This window comes from Actinoallomurus acaciae (assembly GCF_042429965.1).
Classification (GTDB): domain Bacteria; phylum Actinomycetota; class Actinomycetes; order Streptosporangiales; family Streptosporangiaceae; genus Actinoallomurus; species Actinoallomurus acaciae.
Genome location: NZ_JBHLZP010000174.1, coordinates 1 through 21,044, shown reverse-complemented (window position 1 = coordinate 21,044; position 21,044 = coordinate 1). Strand labels below are relative to the sequence as shown.

The window sequence follows — 21,044 nt, the reverse complement described above, 5'->3', positions numbered from 1 at the left end:
CCGGTCGTCGAGCAGCGCGTGCTCGGCGGCCTCGGAGAGCACGGCCGGTGCCCACGGCTCCTGGGCGTGGTCGGCGTCGACGAGGTGTCCCGCCACCCGGGCGGCGGGGGCACCCTCTTCATGCAGCAGTCGGGCGGCGCGGCGGTGCAGTTCGGACCGTTCCGCCGGGGCGAGGTCGTCCAGGACCGCGGTCCGCGCCACCGGATGCCGGAAGCGGCCCTGGTCGAGGACCTCGGCCGCGTTGAGCGCGCCGAGGGCGCGCCCGGCCTCCTCGGGGGTGAGCGAGACGAGCCGCCCCAGCTCGGTCGCCTCGGCCTCCTGGCCCATGATGGCCAGAGCCCGCGCCACCGCCGGTGTCGCGGCGTCGCCCCGGTGCAGGCAGCCCAGGAGCGCCAATCCGTACCCCTCCACGCGTGGGCCTCCGGCGACGCGGACGTCCTCGGCCAACGCGTCCAGGAGGAGCGGATTGCCGCCGCTGACCGCGTACAGATCCAGCCGCGGGTCCGGCTGCGAAGCCAGCAGCCCGGTCGCCGCACGGGCGGTTCCCGCACGAGACAGCGGGCCGAGCCGCAGGCGGTGCAGTTCCGGCCGGCGGAACAGCTCGGCCAGGAACATCAGCTGCCGTGGCCGGGGCCTCGCCTCATCCGCGAGGACGACCAGCACGCGCGCCGTACCCAGCCGCCGGACCAGGTGGAGCAGGAAGTGCAGGGACGGAACATCCGCGTAGCGAAGGTCGTCCACGGTGATCAGAAGCGGCTCGCGTTCGGCGATCCCCAGCAGGACCAGTGACAGCTCGTGGTGCGTCCGTACGGTCGGCGGCGACGCGGGGTCGGCGTCCGGGTCGTTCGCCGTGGCGATGTCGTTCAGAAGACGGCCGGTCGGGTCGTCCGGACCGTCCCGCCGCGGCACGCCGCGCAGGAGCTGCCCGGCGACACCGTAGGGGAGGGCCTGTTCAGCGGGGGAGCAGGAGGCACGCAGGCACCGGAATCCGGATCGTTCGGCGCGTTCGGCGGCGCTGCGCAAGAGCGCGGTCCGGCCGGTGCCGATCGGCCCCTCGAGGAGCGCGACCCGGCCGCGGCCCGCCAGGCAGTCCCGGAGCAGGGCGTCGAGTTGCAGAGTCTGTTCTTCTCGTTCGACCAGTGCGACCACGGCTTCGATGATTGAAGATCGCCGCCCACTGCCCGGCAATCGCGCACCTATCGGCCGCCCGGGCCGGGCGGCCGACGCCGGTCGGCGCGCCCGCGGTTTACCCGTGACGTGCCTGGTCTTCCACTGTCGAGAACCCGGTAAACCCGAGGACTCGCCGTGGGAACCCCTGACTTTCGGCTTCGCGATTGAGCTCGGTTTCACCGCGAGCGAAGGATCGGCTCCGCCGCCCCCTGTTCGCAGAGGAGTCCTCACATGCCCAGTCGCCGTCAGTTCATCGCCGGATCGGCCGTCGGTATCGGCGTGGCCGCCACCGTCCAAGCGAACCTGGCCGCGTTCGCGACCGCGTCCCGGGTCTTCCGGAAGGCTCCCACCGGGCTCACCAAGTTCGCCGATCCGCTGCCCATCCCGAAGGTGCTGAAGCCCGACACCACGCTGACCATCCGGCAGCAGGCCGCCACGGTGAAGCTGCACTCCCAGCTGCCCGCGACGCCCGCCTGGACCTTTGAGGGCGGCTTCCCCGGCCCGGTCATCGACGTCCGGCGCGGCCAGCGCATCAGGGTGAGCTGGCTCAACCGGATCGAGAGCGCCTTTCCGGCGACCGCCGTCGAGGTCCCCTTCACCGGGCTCGACTCGATCCTCAGCCCCGGTCGCGGCGGCGCCGACCCGCTTCCCGACGTCGCCGCGCTGGCGCCCTGGGTGGTCACCCACCTGCACGGTGGTGAGGTCAGCGGCGACAGCGACGGCTGGCCCAAGAACGGGATCTCCTTCGGACAGGGCCAGGCCACCGAGTACGCGAACGCCCAGCGTGCGGCGACGCTGTGGTACCACGACCACGCGATGGACATCACGGCCTACAACGTGTTCGCCGGCCTGGCGGGTCTGTACCTCGTGCGCGACGAGGAGGAGGACGCGCTCCGGCTGCCGTCCGGCCCGCATGAGATCCCCCTGGTCATCGCCGACCGTAACCTCGACATCGACGACGCCGGAGCCTTCACCGGGCGGATGCTGCACAAGGTCGGTTACTACGACGCCGGGGGGCAGCGGGTCTCCCTCCCGTTCGCCGGCCCCTACAACCTCGCGAACGGGGCCATCTGGCCGTACCTGAACGTCGAGCCGCGCTGGTACCGGTTCCGCGTGCTCAACGGCGCCAACGCGCGCACCTACACGCTGCAGTTGCGCAAGGAGAACGCCGACGGCACCAGCTCACCGGTGCCGGGCGCGTTCGTCCAGATCGGTACCGAGCAGGGACTGCTCGGCGCCCCCGCCCGGCAGGACCAGATCACCTTGTCCCCCGCGGAACGCGCCGACCTCCTGATCGACTTCGCCGCGTTCGCGGGGGCGCGGCTCCAGCTGGTCAACACCGACACCGCCACGTCGCCGCTCGGCCCCGAGATCCTCCAGTTCCGGGTCGCCGGAACGACCGTGACCGACCCCTTCACGCCTCCCGGCACGTTGTCACCCTCATTCACGCGACTGACCCTCGACAAGGTCCCGGCCGGCCACGCCGAACGGTACGTCGCGAGCGCCACCCACGACGGCACCACGAGCGGCCATCCCGAGATGTGGGAGCTGGCGAAGACCTCCGCCGACTACGTGCCGCAGCAGGGCGACCGCATCGTCAAGATCGTCAAAGACGGCGAGACCACCTCGTACCGGAAGGTGGCGAGCACCTTCGACGAGGCGGTGACCTTCCACGTCGACCTCGACGGGTGGGAGATCTGGAACTTCGTCAACCTGGTGGGCCCCAACCACCCGACCCACATCCACCTGCTGTCGTTCCAGGCGCTGGCCCGCGACACCTACACCGTCGCCGTCACCTCCGACGCGGCCGGCGACGTCTTCACCTACACCGCGACCTACAGCGCTCCGAAGGGGCTGGGACCGGACGAGCAGGGCTGGAAGGACACGATCCGCATCGACGAGCACGACCACGTGTCGGTCGCGGGGCGGTTCCACGGGGGCACGGGGAACTACGTGTACCACTGCCACATCCTCGAGCACGAGGACCACGGCATGATGAGGCCGTTCGTCGTGGCGCCGAAGACGGTCCAGGCCACGATGGCGACCAGGGCACCGGGCGGCGGCCGGACAGCGCACGGCGGTCACCACCACGGGTGAACCTCAGCCGGGCCGGCTCGCCAGGCTGTGCAGGCAGGCGACCAGGCTGCGCGCCTCGACGCCCACGTAGTGGCTGTGCCGCAGGAGCCCGACGAGCTGGTGGAGGGTCAGCCATCGGTAGTCGGGCCCCGGGTCGGGCGTGTGGTCGGCGTCCGTCTCGATGATCATGTAGCGGTTGCGGGCGTTGTAGAACCGGCCGCCCTCCTCCGACAGCAGGCTCGCGAACCGGATCCGCTCGGGCGGCGCGGTCAGCACGTCGTCCAGGAAGGGCGGCCGTGCGGCTTCGGGCAGCCAGCCGTAGTTGCCCGGCGTGCACCGCACGGTCGGTCCGAGTTCGAGGACGTCGAGGTAACCGGGCTGGACGCCGGCGTGGACCAGTGCGTGCAGCACGCCGTCCACCCGCTTGACCAGGAACGCGTTGATACCGATCCCGATCGGCTCCAGCAACGGCTGGTTCCACCGCGCGACCTCACGGTGCCCGCTCTCCACGCTGACTCCGATGACCCGGAAGAACAGCCCGGACTCGTGCTCGATCGTCTCGTCGTTCCGATGCCAGAGTTCGGCCTCGCGCAGCGGCACGCGGTGCGCCAGCACCTCGTGTCTGCTCCGGGTCTCGGTGATCCAGCTCAGGATGTCGCCGATGTCGTGCAGCCCGGCGAACTCCTCGCTGTACGAACGCAGCACGGACTGCCGGAACTCCTGGTTGTGGAACGGATAGGACGACGACAGCCCCACGCCCGAGAACGGCAGGCACGACAGCACCGTGCGCGCGTCCATGTTGACCACCGTGTCGCCCGCCAGCAGCCGGTGGAGCTGGCCGAGGGTGAGCCAGACGAAGCCCTCCAGCGGCTCCACCTCGTCGGTCGTCTCGACGATGATGTTGCGGTTGCGCTTGCGGAAGAACCACGCGCCCTGCTCCGACTGGAGCACGTCGGCGACCACGTGGTGCCGGCGCGTGTCGCGGAAGTAGTCGAGGTAGGGGACCGGATCGCCCTGGTGCACGCGCATGTAGTTGCTGCGTGTCGCCTGCACGGTGGGGGAGATCTCCACGCCGTCCGGGTTGCCGGGCTCGTTCTTGGCCTGCATGAGGAAGTGCAGCACCCCGTCGATCTCCTTGGCGAGGATGCCCAGGATGCCGATCTCGGGCTGCAGGAGTATCGGCTGCGTCCACGCGGGAACCGCCGCACCGGCGACCTCGGCCGACAGACCCGTCACGGTGAAGAACCGGCCGCTGTCGTGGCGGATGTCGCCGGTGGCCGGATCGGTGCTCCAGCGGTCCAGCTCGACCAGCGGCTTCCGCTCCACTCGGGAGACGTCGCCGCGGCGGCGGTCGGCGAACCAGTCGTGGAACCGCGCGAGGGTGATGACGCCCTCGGCCGCCTGCGCCGATTCGGCGATCCGTACGGCCCTTCGGTGACCGGTCGTCGACGCCGTGCGGATCCCCGACATCGGTCCTCCTCGAAATGCTCTGGCCAAGGACTCCAATATGCAGGCCCGGAGATGTTCCGCGGTGCCGGCGGCCGGTGGTCAGGGGGTGTGCTGGGGGTGGCCTTCGGGGCGGAGGGCGGCACGTCAGGGGGGATGTGCGTGGCCGCCCGGCCTAGCCTCGTCGCGATTTGCCCTTTTGAATGGAGGCCGTGTCCGTGAATTCTGAACCGCTGAGAATCGGCGTCATGGGCTGTGCGGACATCGCCTGGCGGCGCACGCTTCCGGCGTTGACCGCCCATCCGGACGTACGGCTGACGGCGATCGCCGGCCGCGATCCGGGCAAGGCACGGCGCTTCGCCGAACGGTTCGGCGGGGAGCCGGTGACCGGTTACGCGGCGCTGCTGGAGCGCGCCGACGTCGACGCGGTGTACGTGCCGCTCCCCGTGAGGCTTCACGCCGACTGGGTCGGGCGAGCGCTGAGGTCCGGCCGTCACGTGCTGGCGGAGAAGCCGCTGACGGCGTCCGCCGAGGACACCGAGAGGCTGGTCGCGCTCGCCGCGTCACGTGGGCTGGCGCTGCTGGAGAACTTCATGTTCCTGTGCCACTCCCAGCACGCCCGGGTCCGCGATCTGGTGGCACAGGGCGCCATCGGCGAACTGCGCACGCTCGTCGCCGAGTTCGCGTTCCCGCCGATGGCCGACGGCCGCAACATCTACCGGCCCGAGCTCGGGGGAGGGGTGCTGACCGAGGTCGGGGTCTATCCGCTGCGTACCGCACTCCTCTATCTGGGAGCCGGCCTGGAGGTGCGCGGCGCCCACCTTCAGGCCGACGAGGCCCGGGGCGTGGACGTGGCCGGGGCGGCGTTGCTGGTCGCACCGGGCGGCGAGACCGCCCACCTGACGTGGGGCGCGGAGCGCTCCTACCGTTCGCGGTACGCGCTGTGGGGGAGCTCCGGGCGGATCGAGGTGGCCTGGGCCTTCACACCCTCGGCGGCGCACCGCCCCGTCGTCCGGATCGAGCGCCAGGATCACGTCGAAGAACTGACGCTTCCCGCCGAGGACCACTTCGCCGGCGCGGTCGCGGCCTTCGTGAACCGGGTCCGCGACGGCGTCCCCTCCGTCCTGGAGGGCGAGACCGTGCTGGAACAGGCGCGGCTGGTGGACCAGGTCAGGCGCCGCGCCCTGGGCCCGGGCGGGCAGGCCGCACCAGCGGTTCCCACCATTGGCGGTTCTCGCGGTACCAGGTGACGGTCGCGGCGAGCCCGGAGGCGAAACCGGTCCTCGCCTCGTAGCCGAGCTCGGCACGGATCTTGCTGTCGTCGACCGCGTAGCGCAGGTCGTGGCCCTTGCGGTCGGGGACGTGCTCGACACTGCCCCGGTCGGCCCCGGTCGCCGTCAGCAGGAGCTCGGTGAGCTCCCTGTTGGTCAGGTGCGTCCCGCCGCCGATGTTGTAGATCTCGCCGGGCGCGCCCTTGGTGCGCACCAGTTCGACGGCGCGCGCGTGGTCGTCGACGTGCAGCCAGTCCCGGACGTGCAGGCCGTCGCCGTACAACGGAACGCGGCGGCCCTCCAGCAGGTTGGTCACGAACAGCGGGATGATCTTCTCCGGGTGGTGGTACGGCCCGTAGTTGTTGGAGCAGCGCGTCACCCGTACGTCCAGGCCGTGAGTGCGGTGGTAGGACAGCGCGAGCAGGTCGCCGGCGGCCTTGGACGCCGCGTAGGGGGAGCTGGGTCTCAGCGGCGCGGTCTCCGGTGAGTGCCCCTCCTCCACCGATCCGTACACCTCGTCGGTGGACACGTGGACGAAGGTTCGCAGATCCGAGCGGAGCGCCGCGTCCAGCAGCGTGCCCGTGCCGAGGACGTTGGTGCGCACGAACTCCGCCGCCGCCTCGATCGACCGGTCCACGTGGGACTCCGCGGCGAAGTGCACCACGTGGTCGTGCTCGGCGACCAGCCCGCCGACGAGGTGGGGATCGCAGATGTCGCCGTGCACGAACCGGAAGTCCGGGCGGCCGTCGACCGCGGCCAGGTTGGCCCGGTTGCCCGCATACGTGAGTGCGTCGAGCACGGTGACCGACACGTCGCCCGGGCCCTCGGGGCCGAGGACGCTGCGGACGTAATGGGAGCCGATGAACCCCGCACCGCCCGTGACCAGCACTTTCGTCATGAGATCCGGACCCTGCTGTAGTCGCCGAGTACGAGGCGGTGGGCGGCGCGTGTGCGTGAGGCGGGGGTCACCTCGACGGCCCGGCCGACCAGGGAGGCCTCGATGGGCCGCACACCCTGGATGGAGGAACCGCCGAGCACGATGGAGTACTCGATCTCGCTGTCCTCGAGGCGGACGCCCTCGGCGATGGAGGTGAACGGGCCGACGTAGGAACCGACGATCCGGGCGTCGGCACCGATGATCGCCGGGCCCACGATGCGCGACGCCTTCACGATCGCGCCGGGCGCGATGCGCACCCGGCCGATGATCTCGGTGCCGGCGTCGACGTCGCCCTCGACCTTGTGCTCGAGGCCTTCCAGGACGGTGCGGTTGGCCTCCAGCATGTCGTCGACGTCACCGGTGTCCTTCCAGTATCCCGTGATCGTCGTCGAGCGAACGTCCAGGCCCTCGTCCAGGAGCCACTGGATGGCGTCGCTGATCTCCAGTTCGCCTCGCGGCGAGGGTGTGATCGCGCGGACGGCGTGGTGGATCGCGGAGCCGAAAAGATACACCCCGACCAGTGCCAGGTCGCTCTTGGGCCGGTTCGGCTTCTCCTCGATGCCGACGATCTGCCCGTCGGGCCCCAGTTCGGCGACGCCGAAGCGGCTCGGGTCCGGTACCTCGGTGAGCAGCAGCCGGGCGTCGCACGGGTCCGTACGGAAGCCGGACACGACGTCGGTGATGCCGCCGACGATGAAGTTGTCGCCGAGAAAGAGCAGAAAGTCGTCCTCGCCGAGGAAGTCCCGCGCGATGAGGACGCCGTGCGCCAGACCGAGCGGGGCCTCCTGCTGGAGGTAGGTGACACGCAGGCCGAACCCCGAACCGTCGCCGACGGCCCGCCGGATCTCGGCGGCGGTCTCCCCGACCACGATGCCGACCTCGGTGATGCCCGCCTCGGCGATGGCCTCCAGCCCGTAGAAGAGGACCGGCTTGTTCCCGACGGGCACCAGCTGCTTGGCGGACGTGTGCGTGATGGGGCGCAGCCGTGTTCCAGACCCACCCGAAAGGACCAGGGCTTTCATGATTCCCATGGTCGGGCGGGGATCCGTCCCGCGATTCCCCTGTCATTCCCTCCGGAACCCCTAGAGGTCGCACCGTAATCCCTATTTAAATAGTAGAGATAGTTGACTGGTTGTTCGCGTCGGTGATTCGCTACGACCGCCCCCCTCGTGGATCCCCCGGAACTCCTTGGAGACGGACTGATGACAACGTCGACCGGCACCCCCGTTTACGCCGATCCCGTGGACCTCGACGAACACGGTGTCTACGGGGCCACCGCGCTCAAGGTGGAGAACGGCGGCTGGAATCGGCCTCGCTACCCGTTCCAGGGGCGCATCACCGCCGACGGATCGAGCGGTTACCGGGCCGAGCCGGACCGCTACCACCTCTACGTCTCGCATCGTTGCCCCTGGGCGCACCGCTCCGCCATCGTCCGCATCCTGAAGGGTCTGCAGGACGTCGTCTCCCTCTCCTACGTCGACGACGAACGGGACGGGCGGGGCTGGGCCTTCCGGGAGAAGCGCGGAGCCGATCCCGTCAACGGCTTCCGGTTCCTGCGGGAGGCGTACGAGGCGACCGAGCCCGGTTACGCCGGCCACGTGTCCGTCCCGGTGCTCTGGGACCGGAAGACCGGCAGGATCGCGAGCAACAACTTCTTCGACATCACCATCGATCTGGGGACGCAGTTCGAGGCGTTCGGCGACCCGGACGTCCACCTCTACCCCGTCGAGTTGCGCGAGGAGATCGATGAGCTCAACGAGTACATCTATGTCAACTTCAACGACGGCAACTACCGGGTCGCCGGCGCGGCCTCGAACGAGGCCTACGCCGAACTGCGCGCCCGCGTGATCTCCGCGCTGGAGCGGCTGGACGAGCGGCTGTCCACCCGGCGGTTCCTGTTCGGCGACACGATCACCGAGTCGGACGTCCGGCTGTGGGTGACGCTGGCCCGCTTCGACCTGACCTACAACCCGTTCGCCAAGATCAGCGAACGCCGGCTGACCGACTTCCCGAATCTGTGGCCCTACGCCCGCGACCTCTACTCACGCCCCGCCTTCCGCGACACCACCGACTTCAGCGCGTTCTCCCACCTCGGGCCGCCGTTCCTGGACCCGGCCGTGACCCGCATCGAGGTCGAACCCCACCGAGCCGACTGGGACGAGCCGCACGACCGCGACCGCCTCACCTCCTGACCGGCCGGCCCAGCTCGGGGGCGATCAGCGTACGGACGTCGTGGAGGATCTGCTCGTAGTCGTGTTCGTCGAACTCGTACGGCAACTCCAGCCTGAGCTCGGACACTTCGGCCACGGCGCGGTCGGCGTGCAGGCGTTCGACGATCTCCTGGGCGGTGCCGACCAGGTCCGGGGCGAACAGGATCCGCCGCTCACCCTGCGGCGTGAGGGTGCGTTCGCGGCGGCTGAGCGCGTACTCGCGATAGCGCGCCCGGGTGGCCGGATCGGCGCCGTCGAGTGGAACGACGACCCGTCCGAGCGCGATCCGGCCCGGCCGGCCGGCGGGCAGGAGACGGCGGTACTCCCTGATCAGTTCGAGCTGCGCGGTGACGAAGTCGTCGGTGCCCTCGCCCTGCACGACGTTGCCGGTCAGCAGGTTCAGCCCCTGCCCGGCGGCCCAGCGGATCGAACGCAGGCTGCCTCCGCCGTACCAGACCCGGTCGAGCAGCCTCGGGCTCTGCGGCTGCAGCCGTGGCCGCTGCACGTTGCCCGGCGAGTGGATGACGGTGTCCGGGCCGCCGAGGTACGCCCCGCGCAGGTTCGAGAGCAGCCGGCCGATCCGGCCGTACGACAGGTCGTAGGAATGCCAGTCGCCGTCGTGCACCAGATCGCCCAGCAGGTCGGCGTGCGGCATCCCGGTGCTGAAGCCCGGTTGCAGCCGGCCGCGTGAGAGTACGTCGACGGTCGTGAGGTCCTCGGCCAGCCGGAAGGGGTTCTCGTACCCGATCGGGATCACCGCGGTGCCCAGCTCGATGTGCCGCGTTCGCTGGCTCGCGGCGGCGAGGAACACCGCCGCCGATGAGACGCCGTGCTCCAGGTGCCGCTGCCGGATCCAGGCGCCGTCGAAGCCCTCGCGTTCGCCGTACTCGAACAGCCGCAGCGTCGCCTCGAGCCCTTCGTACGGGTCGTCGTCCGGATAGTTGCCGGGCGTGAGAAAGGACAGCGAGCGGATCCGGGTCATGTGTCGGCTCCCGCGACGGTCATGCCGGCTCCTCCCGTGGCCCGCCGGCCGGGGATGGCGGCGAGCAGCTCGCGGGTGTGGGGATGGGTGGGGGCGCCGAAGATCTCTTCGGCGGTGCCCGTCTCGACGACTCGCCCGTCCTTCAGCACCGCCACCCGGTGGGCGATCTGTCGTACGACGGCCAGGTCGTGGGAGATGAACAGGTAGGCCACGCCGATGTCGGCCTGCAACTCGGCGAGCAGCTCCAGCACCTGGGCCTGCACGGACACGTCCAGCGCCGACACGGGTTCGTCGCAGACGACCAGGTCGGGTTCGAGCGCGAGTGCGCGGGCGACGGCGACCCGCTGCCGTTGCCCGCCGGACAGCTCGGCGGGCCGGCGGCCGAGTGTCGAGGCGGGCAGCGCGACGCGGTCGAGGAGTTCGCGCGCGAGGGCGGTGCGAGAGGCGCGGTCGCCGACACGGAACGCCCGCAGTGGCTCGGTGATCACTTCGCCGATGGAGAACCGCGGGTCCAGCGAGGCGTAGGGGTTCTGGTAGACGAGTTGGGCGCGGCGCCGCAGCCGCCGCAGCGCCGCGCCGCGTGCGGTGGTGACGTCCTCGCCGTCGAACACGATCCGTCCCGAGGAGGGTTCCACGAGCCGGAGAATCAGCCGCGCCGTGGTGGACTTCCCCGATCCCGATTCGCCGACCAGCCCGAGTGTCCGGCCGCGGTGCAGGGTGAGGCTGACGTCGTCGACGGCCCGTACCGTACGCGCGGTGTCCCGCGTGTGCGGCAGCGGGAACTCCTTGACGAGGTGCTCGGCGGCGACCAGCGGGGTCTGGTCCGGAGCGGGGGCCGCCGGCAGGCGCGGCGCCCGGGTCACGGTGAGGCTCGGCGCGCTCCGCAGCAGCCGCCGCGTGTAGGCGTCCTGGGGATCGTCGAGGATCTGCCGGGCCGGGCCCGCCTCCACGACCCGGCCACGCGACATCACGACGATGCGCCGGGCCCGGTCGGCGGCCACGCCGAGGTCGTGGGTGATGAGGAGCACCGCGCTGCCCAGCTCACCGGTCAGGTGCTCCAGATGGTCGAGGATCCGGTGCTGCACGGTGACGTCGAGGGCGCTGGTCGGCTCGTCGGCGACGATGAGCCGGGGCGAGGCCGCGATGGCGATCGCGATCAGCGCGCGCTGCCGCATCCCGCCGGACAGCTCGTGCGGATACTGCCGGGCGCGTACCTGCGGGTCGGGCAGGCCCGCCCGCTCCAGCACGTCGACCGCGTCGAGCGGTGCCGTGCGGCGTGTGGCCAGGCCGTGCAGCCGTAGCACCTCGGCCACCTGCTCGCCGACGCGCTTGACCGGGTTGAGCGACACCGCCGGGTCCTGGGGCACCAGGCCGATCTCCGCCCCGCGCACGGCGCGCAGGCCGCGGTCGGAGAGCGTGGTGAGGTCCCGGCCGGCGAAGAGGACCCGACCGGCGTCGATGACGGCGTTGCCGGCGAGCAGCCGGGGGACGGCGTGTGCGGTGGTGCTCTTGCCCGAGCCCGACTCGCCGACGAGCGCGACGATCTCGCCCGGACGTACGTCCAGGTCGACGTCGCGCACGGCGGTGAGCCGGCCGGCGCGGGTCCGGTAGGAGACGGTGAGGCCGCGCACCTCGAGCAGCGGCGATCCGGTCATCGCGCCTCCCCGTCCAGCGCGCGGGCGATCCGGTTGGCGGCCAGGACCGTCGCCGCGATGGTCAGCCCCGGCAGCGCGGTGATCCACCAGGCGTTCGCCAGGTAGTTGCGGCCGTCGGCGATGAGCGTGCCCCACTCCGGTGCCGGTGGCGCCGCGCCGTACCCGAGGAAGCTCAGCGCGGACACCGCGAGGACCGCCGTGCCGAAGTCCAGCGCGGCCAGCACCAGCACCGGCCCGATGGCGTTCGGTAGCACGTGCCGGGCCAGCACGTCGTACCAGCGCACGCCGCAGGAGCGGGCGGCCTCGACGAACACGGCCTGACGTGTTCGCAGCACCTCGGCGCGCATCACCCGGGCGAACGTGGCCACGCTCGCCACCCCGACGGCGACCGCCACCTTCACCGTGCCGTAGCCGAGCGCGGTGACCAGCGCCAGCGACAGGAACAGCGCGGGGATGGACAGCAGCACGTCGACGAAGCGCATCAGCACGTCCTCGACCCATCGGCCGACGAACCCGGCGAGCAGGCCGATCAGCCCGCCGACGACGAAGGCGACCGCCACCGCGATGAGCGTCGCCTTCAACGACAGCGCGGCGCCGTGCACGACCCGGGCGTACAGGTCGCGGCCGAGTTCGTCGGTGCCGAACCAGTGCGCGGCGCCGGGCGGGTGGAACGCCTGCGACGGTGTCCCGGCGAGGGGATCGCGAGAGGTGAACAGGCCGGGCGCGAAGGCCGCCGCGAGTACTGCCGCGACCATGAGGACCGACAGGAGCAGTCCCGGACGACGCAGGAGGAACCGTCCCAGGCGCGCGAGGCCGAACCGGCGGTGGGCGGTCCACTCGCCGCCGCCCGGGCCGATGGGCACGCCCTGGGCGACCTCGGCCACGAAACGCTCGTCGAGTGTCATGTCAGTCTCCAGCGGCTGTTGCCGGCCATGACGATCCGTGGGTCGAGCAGGGGATAGACCAGGTCGACGGCCAGGTTCACGGCCACGAACACCAGCGATCCGAACACGATGACGCCTTGCACGACGGGGAGGTCCTGCGTGGACACGGCGCTCGCGGTGATCCGGCCCAGGCCGTTGCGTGAGAAGACGGTCTCCACGACGACGGAGTTGGCCATGAGCTGCCCGACGAGCACCCCGAGGACCGTCAGCGCGGGCAGCGAGGCGTTGCGCAGCGCGTGCCCCAGGTGGACGCGGGCCCGCCCGGCGCCCTTGGCCCAGGCCGTCTGCACGTACGGCTCGTTCAGCGCGGTGAACAGGCTCTTGGACAGCACCTGGGCGATCATCGAACCGCTCACGACCGCGAGCGTGACGGCCGGCAGAACCAGCCCCCGCACCCCGTCGTTGCCGAACGCGGGGAGCAGCCGGGCACGGAACGAGAGCAGCTCCACCAGCATCAACCCCACCCAGAAGGTCGGGACGGACACCCCGAGCGGTGGCAGCGACAGCAACGCGTGGCGCAGCCACCGCAGCGAGGTGTAGGTCGCCAGCAGCGCCAGCCCGCCGCCGAAGATCACCGCGAGCAGCAGCGCCGCACCGGCCAGCTCGAGTGTTTGCGGGAGCGCGTCGGCGATGGTCGAGGTGACCGGTCGGCCGGTGGCCACCGAGTCGCCGAAGTCGCCGCGCACCGCCTTGCCGAGGTAGTCGGCGTACTGGACCAGCACGGGCTTGTCGAACCCGTACTCCGCCTTGAGCCGGGCGAGCTGCGCGGCGTCCGCCGTCCCCTGGTCGGCGCCCTGACCGGCCATCGCGGAGACCGGGTCGCCGGGAAGGTAGTCGAGCACGAGGAACGACACCGTGTAGGCCGCCCAGAGCACGCCGATCGCCTGCGCGACGCGCCTGATCACGTAACGGCGCATCGTCTATCCGATCCAGGTGTCGTGCAGCTGGATGCGGCTCGACGCGTCGAAGTTCAGGTCGTGGACCTTCTTCGCCGCTCCGAGTTCGGTCTGTAGCTCCACGACCGGGACGGTGTAGTTATGCCGGACGATGTCCTGCTGTGCCCGCGCGACGACGGAGCTCCGCTTGGCGGCGTCGGCCGCGGCGGCCTCCTCGTTCAGGAGCCCGTCGAGCCCCGTCTTGGGCAGGTGGTAGAAGTTCGCCAGGCTCGTGGAGAACCAGGTGCGCAGGATGTCCGGGTCGGCGCGGGTGATGTTGCCCCAGAGCAGGTCGAAGTCGCCGCTCTGCTGGACCTGGACGAGCTGGGCGATCGGCAGTTGCTTGAGATCGAGCTGGACGCCGACCGCCTTGAGCTGTTGCTGGACCAGTTCGAGCGCGGGCTGGTTGGTGGCCGCGTTCGCGAACCAGGTGGCGGTCAGGTGCAGCTTCGCGCCGTTCTTCTGCCGGATGCCGTCGGCGCCGGTCTTCCAGCCGTCGTTCTCCAGCAGCGCCGTGGCCTTCGCCGGGTCGTGAGCGAGCAGCGGCCCGAGGTCGGTGTAGCCCGGTGTCGTGTGGGCCAGGAGGCTGGTCGCGGGCCGGGTTCCGGAGGGGAAGACGGTGTCGGCGACCTGGGCGCGGTCGATCGCCAGGCTGATCGCCTGGCGGACCTTCTCGTCGTTCAGCGGCGAACGCGCGTTGTTGGGACTGAGGCCGAAGACGATCCCGGGGTTCGCGCGGGCGAGCAGCCGGACGCCTGCGGCCTTGAGAGCGGCTTCGTCGGCGCGCCCCACACTGCCGATCGCGTCGACCTGGCCCGACTGCAGGCCGCCGGTCCGGACGCCCGACTCCGGGAGGACCTTGAACACGACCCGGTCGAGGTACGCCTCGCCCTGTTTCTTCCACAGCGACGAGCCCCAGGCGTACCCCTTGCGCCTGGTCAGCGCGATCTCCTGGTTCTGCGCGTACCGGGCCAGCGTGAACGGGCCCGACCCGACGACGCCCTGGCTGCAGCGCTGCTGCGGCGTCTTCCGGGTGCTGGACCCGGCCACGAGGCCGAGCGAGTGGGTGGCCGTGGCCTGAAGGAACTGGGCGTTCGGCTGCTCGAAGGCCACCTTGGCGGTGAGGTCGTCGACGACGGTCGTGCCGGCGTACCCGCTGAGGTAGCCCTCCGCCAGGATGCCGAGCGGGCCCAGCTTGGGGATCGCGTCGAAGTTCGCCTTGACCACCGACGCGTTCAGCGGGGTGCCGTCGCTGAACGTCACCCCGGGCCTCAGGCGGAACGTGAACGTCCGGGCGTCCGAGCTGACCTTCCAGCTCTGCGCCAGCCAGGGCACGATCTTCCCGGTCGACGGATCCTGGTCGGTGAGCGAGTCGACGAGCTGCCGGACGGAGTAGACGGTGTCGTTGCTGCCGACCTGCTGGGGGTCGACGCAGCCCGCGTCGGAGCCCACCGCGAAGGTCAGCGTGCCGCCGGACCGCGGGGGACCGGACGCCGAGGCGCCGCCGTCACCGGAACCGCACCCGGCCGACGTCGCGGCGACCGCCACCAGTACGGCGGCGGCCACTCCTGTGGTTCCTCTCACGGGAGAAAACTCCTTCTCGGTCAGCGCGGTTCCTACCGCAGCCGGCGGTAACCGCTGGCGTGGAAGACCAGCGGGGCGATGTCGGGGGAGGCGTCCAGAGCACGCGGAACACCACGATGTCGTGGTCACCGGACCGGAACTGCTGCTCGATCGTGCAGTCGAACCACGCGGCGGCATCTTCGATGAGCACGCAGCCGTCCGGGGTCGAACGCCAGGCGACGCCGGCGAAGCGGTCGCCGCCGCGCGCGCCGAGCCGCCGCCCGACGTCCTCTTGGTGGGCGCCGAGCACACTGATCCCGATGCGCGGCAGGTCGCGCAGCGCCGGCCAGGTCGTCGAGGTGTGTGCCACGCACACCGACACGAGCGGTGGACGCAGGGACACCGGGACGAAGGAACTCGCGGCGATCCCCGCCGGCCCGCCCCGGGCGAGGCCCGCCACCACCGTGACGCCGGTCGGATAGGCGCCGTAGACGCGACGCAACTCGACCTCGATCGCGGTCATGGGACCTCCTGCGCCGGAGGGGTGACCACAGGGCCGTGTCTCTCGCCTCGCTCGGTCATGCCCCGTGCTCCGGCGCCCGGTCTCGCCGTGTCGTCACGCGTACCATTCCTCGGCGAGCAGCCGGAACGAGCGAACCCGGTCGGCATGGTCGTGGGTGATGGTGGTGACGATCAGTTCGTCCGCACCGGTGACCCGTCGCAGTACCCGCAGGCGTTCGGCGACCGTCCGGGGCGAGCCGGCGAACTGCGTGTCGACGCGGTCCGCGACCAGCGCCCGGTCCTCCTCGCTCCAGTCGTGCGCCGCGGCCTCCTCCGGGCTCGGGAAGGGGATGGCCCGCAGGCCCTGGCGGATACTGCGCACCCACAGCCCGTACGGCGAGGCGAGCCGCCGGGCCGTCTCGTCGTCCGGCGCGACGACGACGTCGGCCGACACGAGGACGTACGGCTCGGCCAGCGTCGCCGACGGCTTGAAGGCCTCGCGGTAGGCGTTCACCGCCTCCAGTACGGTGGCCGGGCTGACGTGGTAGTTCGCGGCGAACGGCAGGCCGCGTTCCGCGGCGACCTGGGCGCTCTGCCCGCCGCTGCTGCCGAGGATCCACAGCTGCGGGTCCGCGCCCTCTCCGGGGATGGCGTGGGCCTCATGCCCCTCGGGCGACCGGTACTTCCCGGCCAGCAGGGCGGCGATCTCGTCCACCTGGTCGGCGAAGTCCGGTGACCGCGCGCCGGGCTGTTGCAACAGCGCGGCCGTCAAAGCCAGGAGCGGTGACTTCGCGAGCGAGGCGAAGGAGAACGGCGGTGGGATGAGGAGGCCGTCGACGACGCGCGCCTCCCGTATGGGCGGTGGTGGTGCGCTCGCCGCGCGGGCCATCTCGGTGCGCCGCTGTCCGGAGCGGCCCAGGCCGAGGTCGATCCGGCCGGGGTGCAGCGCGTCGAGGGTGCCGAACTGCTCCACGACCGCCAGGGGCGTCTGGTGGCCCAGCTGGACGGCGCCCGACCCTACCCGGATGCGTTCGGTGGCGGCCGCCACCAGGCCGATGAGCACGGCAGGGGCCGAGCTGGCCACTCCGGGGGCGAGATGGTGCTCGGCCAGCCAGTATCGGTGGTAGCCGGCCTCCTCGGCCTGCCGGGCCAGGTCGATCGTGTCGCGCAACGCGTCGCGGACCGTACCGCCCGCGACGACCGGTGCGAGATCCAGGATGGACAGGGGTACGGGCATGGTCACCTTCCGGCCGGGGCTGCGGGGAACGGCCTGCTGGGAATCTCCCGGCGGAGCACGGGAGCGATGTCGCTCTGGAAGAGTTCGAGTGAGGCTCGGTGCTGCCGGCTGGTCAGGCCGTCGCCGTCCGCCTGGATGTGCATGACCTCGTGACCGAACCGCTCGTGGTACCGGTGCACCTTGTCGATGATCTGTTCGGGGCTGCCGACGAGGATCGAGCCGCGCTCGACGGCGTCCTCGATCGAGTGGAACACCGGCTCGGCGCCGTACCGCCGGAACGTCTCCAGCCGCGCCTCGAAGATCGGCCGGTAGGTGTCCAGGGCGTCCTGGGACCGCTTCGTCGCGTAGTAGCCGGCGCTGCCCGCCCCGATGAGGACGTCCTTCGGGTCGTGGCCGTAGTGCGCCCAGCGTTCCCGGTAGTGGTCGACCAGCTCGGCGTACGGCTCGATCGGGTTGGTGACGTTCGCCGAGAAGAGCGGGTCGCCCCACCGGGCCGCGAGGTCGACCGACTCCTTGCTCGTGGCGCTGCCGTGCCAGATCCGGATCGGCCGCTGGAGCGGGCGCGGCCAGGTCTCCGCGTCGGTGAGCGACGGCCGGAACCGGCCGGACCAGGTGAACTTGTCCTCCCGCCACAGGCGGCGGAACAGCTCGTACGCCTCGCGGTTGCGGTCCCACTGGTCCTCGGCGGTGACGTGGAACAGCTTCGCCTGCGCCGCGCCGTTCCCCTTCCCGATCATCAGCTCGAGGCGCCCGCCGGAGAGGTGGTCCAGGGTGGCGTAGTCCTCATAGGCGCGTACGGGGTCGAGCAGGCTGAGCGTGGTCACGGCGGTGAAGAGCCGGATGACCGAGGTCCGCGCCGCGATGTGGCTCAGCACCACCGGCGGGGAGGAGGAGATGAACGGCCGCTCGTGCCGCTCTCCCACCCCGAAGCCGTCGAACCCGAGCTCCTCGGCGAGTACCGCGTTGTCGACCACCTCGCGCAGCCGTTCGGTGGTCGGCTTCCGTTCCCCTGTGACCGGGTCGGGGGCGTGCACGATGAGAGTGATCGCCAGGAACTTCAACGCGTCGCCTCCGCGTACCGGTTGGCCGGCCGGGGGAGGCCGAGGCGGCCGCGCAGGGTGCCCGCCTCGTACTCGTGGCGGAACACCCCGCGCCGACGCAGTTCCGGGACCAGCCCCTGCACGATCCCGGTCAGGTCGTGCGGGAGCGCTCCGGGCCGCAGCCGGAAGCCGTCCAGCCCCTCCGCGCGCCAGTCGAGGAGCAGGTCCGCCAGGTCGGCGGGCGTACCGGTGAAGACGAAGGCGTCGGAGGTGTACGGCGCGCCGTCCAGGTCGTCGAGCCGTCCCCTCCGCGCCTCGGCGATGCCCGTGCCATCGTCGAGGAAGACGACGAGGTCGGCGAAGATCTTCAGCGGTGCGCCGGTCCGGCCCGCGGCCGTCTCGGCGGCGCGGACCTGCCCGATGATCGTGGCCGTCCCCGCGCGGTCGTGCGGCGTCACGTACACCACGTCCGCTCCACCCGCCGCGAACTCGTACGGCAGTACGTCGTGGGCGAGGGCGGTGATCAGAGGCTGGCCCTGGGGCGGCCGTGGCGTGATCGACGGGCCCTTGACGCTGAAGAACGGGCCTTCGAAGTCGATGTAGTGCAGCTTGCCGCGGTCGACGAACCGGCCGGTGGCGACGTCGCGGATCTCGGCGTCGTCCTCCCAGCTGTCCCACAGCCGCCGGACGACCTCCACTGCGTCGGACGCCTCGGCGAACAGGCCGCGTACGTGCTCGGCGAAGACGGGATCGTTCCACGGGTCGCCCGTGAGCTCGGGGAACTCCCGGCGGCCGAAGTTGCGCGCGTCGCTCGCCCGGCCGGAGATCTGCGGCCGCCAGCCCGCCCGGCCGCCGCTGACATGGTCGAGCGTGGCGATCCCGATCGCGACGTGGAACGGCTCGGTGTGCGTGGTGCTCGTCGTCGGCACCAGCCCGATGCGTGCGGTCAGCGGCGCGAGCCGGGCCGCCAGCAACACGGCGTCGAGCCGGCCGCGGACCTGGTCGGTACGCCCGTCCGGCCCGTCGAGCCGGGAGGACTGCGGCCCGAGGGAGTCCTCGAAGGTGACGAAGTCGATGCGGCCGCGCTCGGCCTCGGCGACCAGGTCGGCCCAGTACCCGGCGGTGAACAGCTCACCCGGCCGCGCGTCCGGCGAACGCCAGGCCGCCGGATGCCAGCCGGCCCCGTCCAGCGCCACCGCGAGATGCAGTTCGGTCATGAATCCTCCTGGCCCGAGGGGGCGTGCGGCGTACGGGGGGCGCCGAGGCCGAGGTGGTCGCGGAGCGTGGAGCCGGTGTAGTCGGTGCGGAAGACGCCCTTCTCCTGCAGCAGCGGGACGACCTGGTCGACCAGGTCGTCGAGCCCCGCGGGCGTCAGGTGCGGCACGAAGATGAACCCGTCGGCGGCGTCCGTCTGGACGAACTCATCGATCTGGTCGGCGACCGACCGCGCGGTGCCGACGAAGGTCTGCCGCCCGGTCACCTCGATGACCAGCTCCCGCACGGTGAGGCCCTTCTGCCGGGCCAGCTCCCGCCACTGCCGGACCGTGGCACCGCGGTCACCGCGGAACTGCGCCCTCCCCTTGGAGACGCCCTCGCCGAGATCGGGCTCGATGTCGGGGAGCGGTCCGTCCGGATCGACGTGCGACAGGTCCCGCCCCCAGGTCGCCTCCAGGAAGACGATGGCGTTCTGCGGGCTGACCTGCGCCCGCCGGATCTCCGCCGCGCGCTCGGCCGCCTCCGCCTCGGTGTCCCCGAGCACATACGTGACGGCGGGCAGGATCTTCAGGTCGTCGGGCCGGCGCCCGTACTTGGTGAGCCGCGCCTTGACGTCCTTGTAGAACGCCCGGCCGTCCTCCAGCCTGCTGTGCCGGCTGAAGATCACGTCGGCGGAGGACGCGGCGAACTCCCGGCCCTGCTCGGAGTCGCCGGCCTGGATGATGACGGGGTGCCCCTGCGGCCCGCGCGGCACGTTGAACCGCCCGGAGATGCCGATGTGCCGCCCGTCGTGGTGGAAGGTCTCGATGCCTCCGGGCCGCACGAACTCCCCCCGTACGGGATCGGCGACGACGGCGTCCGGCCGCCAGGAGTCCCACAGCTCCCGGGCGGTCTGCAGGAACTCGGCCGCGCGCGTGTACCGGTCGGCCTCATCGAGGTATCCGCCACGCCGGAAGTTCTCTCCGGTGAAGGCGTCGAAGCTGGTCACGACGTTCCAGGCCGCCCGGCCGCCGCTCAGGTGGTCCAGGGCCGCGAGGCGGCGAGCCACCTCGTACGGTTCGTTGAAGGTGGAGTTGACCGTGGCCGCCAGGCCGAGGTGGGACGTGACCGCGGCGAGAGCGGACAGGACGGTCAGCGACTCCGGCCGCCCGACGACGTCCAGGTCGTGGATCCGTCCCTTGACCTCCCGCAGCCGGAGCCCCTCGGCCAGGAAGAAGAAGTCGAACTTCCCCCGCTCGGCCGTCTGCGCCAGATGAACGAAGGAGTCGAACGAGATCTGACTCCTGGACCGTGGGTCCGACCAGACCGTGGTGTTGTTGACACCGGGAAAGTGCGCCGCGAGGTGCACCTGCTTGCGCGCCATCGATAGCTTCTCCCTGTCGTGAGCGCCCAGGACGCGAGTAGTACCTGATCAAAAAGGTAGGAAAAGTTAGTTAGGTCGTCAATGCCTCGATGTCCGTCTTGTCCGCCTTGGGGTGCGTCGCTGGGGCTCAGGAGGAGCGGACCCGAGACCGTCCCGCCGCCGGTCACGTCACGGTGGTCGTCAGAACAGCCCGTTCGTCGGGGGTTCGGCGCCGGTGAGCCGGTAGGCGCCGATCACACCCGCCTTCCACGAGCGCGGATTGTGATTGGCCACCGTGCGAGCGTTGCGCCAGTGCCGGTCCAGGTTGTGGCGGCTCGCGACCGCCGAGCCGCCGCCGACGTCGAAGAGCAGTTCGGCCGCCTTCAGCGCCGACTCGGCGGCGAAGAACTGGGCCTGGGCGACCTCGACGGCCGCCACCGTCAGCGGCTCGGGCGGCGGCAGGGCGGTGGTGCCGGTGCCTTCCCGCCCGGCCGCCCACGCCCGGTTGATCGCGGCATCG

General features: G+C 71.3%; 17 protein-coding genes and 1 pseudogene. 3 read left to right on the top strand and 15 right to left on the bottom strand.

Annotation, left to right across the window (positions count from 1 at the left end; all coding sequences use genetic code 11):
* A partial coding sequence (locus ACFFNX_RS22965) for an AAA family ATPase (protein WP_378205794.1) occupies positions 1–1,149 on the bottom strand: 1,149 nt, incomplete at its 3' end.
* A 252-nt stretch (positions 1,150–1,401) separates the two neighbouring features.
* Here ACFFNX_RS22965 and ACFFNX_RS22960 point away from each other — a divergent pair.
* Positions 1,402–3,267: a multicopper oxidase family protein gene (locus ACFFNX_RS22960; RefSeq protein WP_378205791.1), complete on the top strand. Its 1,866-nt coding sequence runs from the start codon at positions 1,402–1,404 to the stop codon at positions 3,265–3,267.
* A gap of 3 nt (positions 3,268–3,270) precedes the next feature.
* Here ACFFNX_RS22960 and ACFFNX_RS22955 read toward each other — a convergent pair whose 3' ends face one another.
* Positions 3,271–4,716, bottom strand: a complete 1,446-nt coding sequence (locus tag ACFFNX_RS22955) for an NDP-hexose 2,3-dehydratase family protein (RefSeq protein ID WP_378205788.1) — start codon at positions 4,714–4,716, stop codon at positions 3,271–3,273.
* A gap of 194 nt (positions 4,717–4,910) precedes the next feature.
* Here ACFFNX_RS22955 and ACFFNX_RS22950 point away from each other — a divergent pair, with 194 nt between their 5' ends.
* Positions 4,911–5,942: a Gfo/Idh/MocA family protein gene (locus tag ACFFNX_RS22950; protein WP_378205785.1), complete on the top strand. Its 1,032-nt coding sequence runs from the start codon at positions 4,911–4,913 to the stop codon at positions 5,940–5,942.
* On the opposite strand, the gene rfbB is transcribed toward ACFFNX_RS22950, so the two are convergent.
* The gene (gene rfbB, locus ACFFNX_RS22945; protein WP_378205782.1) at positions 5,863–6,861 is read right to left on the bottom strand and encodes a dTDP-glucose 4,6-dehydratase; all 999 of its coding nucleotides are present in this window, start codon (positions 6,859–6,861) and stop codon (positions 5,863–5,865) included. The two genes, ACFFNX_RS22950 and rfbB, sit on opposite strands and share 80 nt — an antisense overlap.
* Positions 6,858–7,922, bottom strand: a complete 1,065-nt coding sequence (locus ACFFNX_RS22940; RefSeq protein WP_378205779.1) for a glucose-1-phosphate thymidylyltransferase — start codon at positions 7,920–7,922, stop codon at positions 6,858–6,860. Before ACFFNX_RS22940 ends, rfbB begins: the two co-directional genes overlap by 4 nt.
* Positions 7,923–8,102: 180 nt before the next feature.
* Here ACFFNX_RS22940 and ACFFNX_RS22935 point away from each other — a divergent pair, with 180 nt between their 5' ends.
* Positions 8,103–9,092 (top strand): glutathione S-transferase C-terminal domain-containing protein, encoded by a 990-nt coding sequence (locus ACFFNX_RS22935; RefSeq protein ID WP_378205776.1) that lies wholly within the window; start codon positions 8,103–8,105, stop codon positions 9,090–9,092.
* Here ACFFNX_RS22935 and ACFFNX_RS22930 read toward each other — a convergent pair.
* The 11 genes and pseudogenes from ACFFNX_RS22930 to ACFFNX_RS22880 form a co-directional block, all read right to left on the bottom strand.
* Entirely contained in the window at positions 9,082–10,092 is a 1,011-nt protein-coding gene (locus tag ACFFNX_RS22930; protein WP_378205773.1) for an LLM class flavin-dependent oxidoreductase, read from the bottom strand. The two genes, ACFFNX_RS22935 and ACFFNX_RS22930, sit on opposite strands and share 11 nt — an antisense overlap.
* On the bottom strand, positions 10,089–11,747 hold the full coding sequence (locus ACFFNX_RS22925) for a dipeptide ABC transporter ATP-binding protein (RefSeq protein WP_378205770.1): 1,659 nt from the start codon (positions 11,745–11,747) through the stop codon (positions 10,089–10,091). Before ACFFNX_RS22925 ends, ACFFNX_RS22930 begins: the two co-directional genes overlap by 4 nt.
* A complete protein-coding gene (locus ACFFNX_RS22920; protein ID WP_378205767.1) occupies positions 11,744–12,652 on the bottom strand; it encodes an ABC transporter permease in 909 nt (302 codons plus the stop codon). Before ACFFNX_RS22920 ends, ACFFNX_RS22925 begins: the two co-directional genes overlap by 4 nt.
* Positions 12,649–13,608, bottom strand: coding sequence for an ABC transporter permease (locus ACFFNX_RS22915; protein WP_378205764.1), 960 nt, complete (start codon positions 13,606–13,608; stop codon positions 12,649–12,651). The genes ACFFNX_RS22920 and ACFFNX_RS22915 overlap by 4 nt, the downstream gene beginning before the upstream one ends.
* A gap of 3 nt (positions 13,609–13,611) precedes the next feature.
* Positions 13,612–15,210, bottom strand: coding sequence for an ABC transporter substrate-binding protein (locus ACFFNX_RS22910; RefSeq protein WP_378205761.1), 1,599 nt, complete (start codon positions 15,208–15,210; stop codon positions 13,612–13,614).
* The gene (locus ACFFNX_RS22905) at positions 15,134–15,712 is read right to left on the bottom strand and encodes a flavin reductase family protein (RefSeq protein WP_378205759.1); all 579 of its coding nucleotides are present in this window, start codon (positions 15,710–15,712) and stop codon (positions 15,134–15,136) included. The genes ACFFNX_RS22910 and ACFFNX_RS22905 overlap by 77 nt, the downstream gene beginning before the upstream one ends.
* Positions 15,713–15,805: 93 nt before the next feature.
* Positions 15,806–16,927 carry an LLM class flavin-dependent oxidoreductase gene (locus tag ACFFNX_RS22900; RefSeq protein WP_378205756.1) on the bottom strand — a complete coding sequence of 374 codons (1,122 nt, stop codon included), beginning with the start codon at positions 16,925–16,927 and terminating at the stop codon, positions 15,806–15,808.
* A 2-nt stretch (positions 16,928–16,929) separates the two neighbouring features.
* A complete protein-coding gene (locus tag ACFFNX_RS22895; protein ID WP_378205753.1) occupies positions 16,930–17,988 on the bottom strand; it encodes an LLM class flavin-dependent oxidoreductase in 1,059 nt (352 codons plus the stop codon).
* Positions 17,985–19,184, bottom strand: a complete 1,200-nt coding sequence (locus ACFFNX_RS22890; RefSeq protein ID WP_378205750.1) for an LLM class flavin-dependent oxidoreductase — start codon at positions 19,182–19,184, stop codon at positions 17,985–17,987. The genes ACFFNX_RS22895 and ACFFNX_RS22890 overlap by 4 nt, the downstream gene beginning before the upstream one ends.
* Positions 19,181–20,545: an NtaA/DmoA family FMN-dependent monooxygenase gene (locus tag ACFFNX_RS22885; protein WP_378205746.1), complete on the bottom strand. Its 1,365-nt coding sequence runs from the start codon at positions 20,543–20,545 to the stop codon at positions 19,181–19,183. Before ACFFNX_RS22885 ends, ACFFNX_RS22890 begins: the two co-directional genes overlap by 4 nt.
* A 180-nt stretch (positions 20,546–20,725) precedes the next feature.
* A pseudogene (locus ACFFNX_RS22880) lies at positions 20,726–21,044 on the bottom strand (hypothetical protein); the annotation flags it as partial.

Coding starts and splice junctions, on each gene's coding strand:
- ACFFNX_RS22960 (WP_378205791.1), top strand. CDS start 1,402: ATGCCCAGTCGCCGTCAGTTCATCGCCGGATCGGCCGTCGGTATCGGC.
- ACFFNX_RS22955 (WP_378205788.1), bottom strand. CDS start 4,716: ATGTCGGGGATCCGCACGGCGTCGACGACCGGTCACCGAAGGGCCGTA.
- rfbB (WP_378205782.1), bottom strand. CDS start 6,861: ATGACGAAAGTGCTGGTCACGGGCGGTGCGGGGTTCATCGGCTCCCAT.
- ACFFNX_RS22940 (WP_378205779.1), bottom strand. CDS start 7,922: ATGAAAGCCCTGGTCCTTTCGGGTGGGTCTGGAACACGGCTGCGCCCC.
- ACFFNX_RS22935 (WP_378205776.1), top strand. CDS start 8,103: ATGACAACGTCGACCGGCACCCCCGTTTACGCCGATCCCGTGGACCTC.
- ACFFNX_RS22930 (WP_378205773.1), bottom strand. CDS start 10,092: ATGACCCGGATCCGCTCGCTGTCCTTTCTCACGCCCGGCAACTATCCG.
- ACFFNX_RS22925 (WP_378205770.1), bottom strand. CDS start 11,747: ATGACCGGATCGCCGCTGCTCGAGGTGCGCGGCCTCACCGTCTCCTAC.
- ACFFNX_RS22920 (WP_378205767.1), bottom strand. CDS start 12,652: ATGACACTCGACGAGCGTTTCGTGGCCGAGGTCGCCCAGGGCGTGCCC.
- ACFFNX_RS22915 (WP_378205764.1), bottom strand. CDS start 13,608: ATGCGCCGTTACGTGATCAGGCGCGTCGCGCAGGCGATCGGCGTGCTC.
- ACFFNX_RS22905 (WP_378205759.1), bottom strand. CDS start 15,712: ATGACCGCGATCGAGGTCGAGTTGCGTCGCGTCTACGGCGCCTATCCG.
- ACFFNX_RS22900 (WP_378205756.1), bottom strand. CDS start 16,927: ATGCCCGTACCCCTGTCCATCCTGGATCTCGCACCGGTCGTCGCGGGC.
- ACFFNX_RS22890 (WP_378205750.1), bottom strand. CDS start 19,184: ATGACCGAACTGCATCTCGCGGTGGCGCTGGACGGGGCCGGCTGGCAT.
- ACFFNX_RS22885 (WP_378205746.1), bottom strand. CDS start 20,545: ATGGCGCGCAAGCAGGTGCACCTCGCGGCGCACTTTCCCGGTGTCAAC.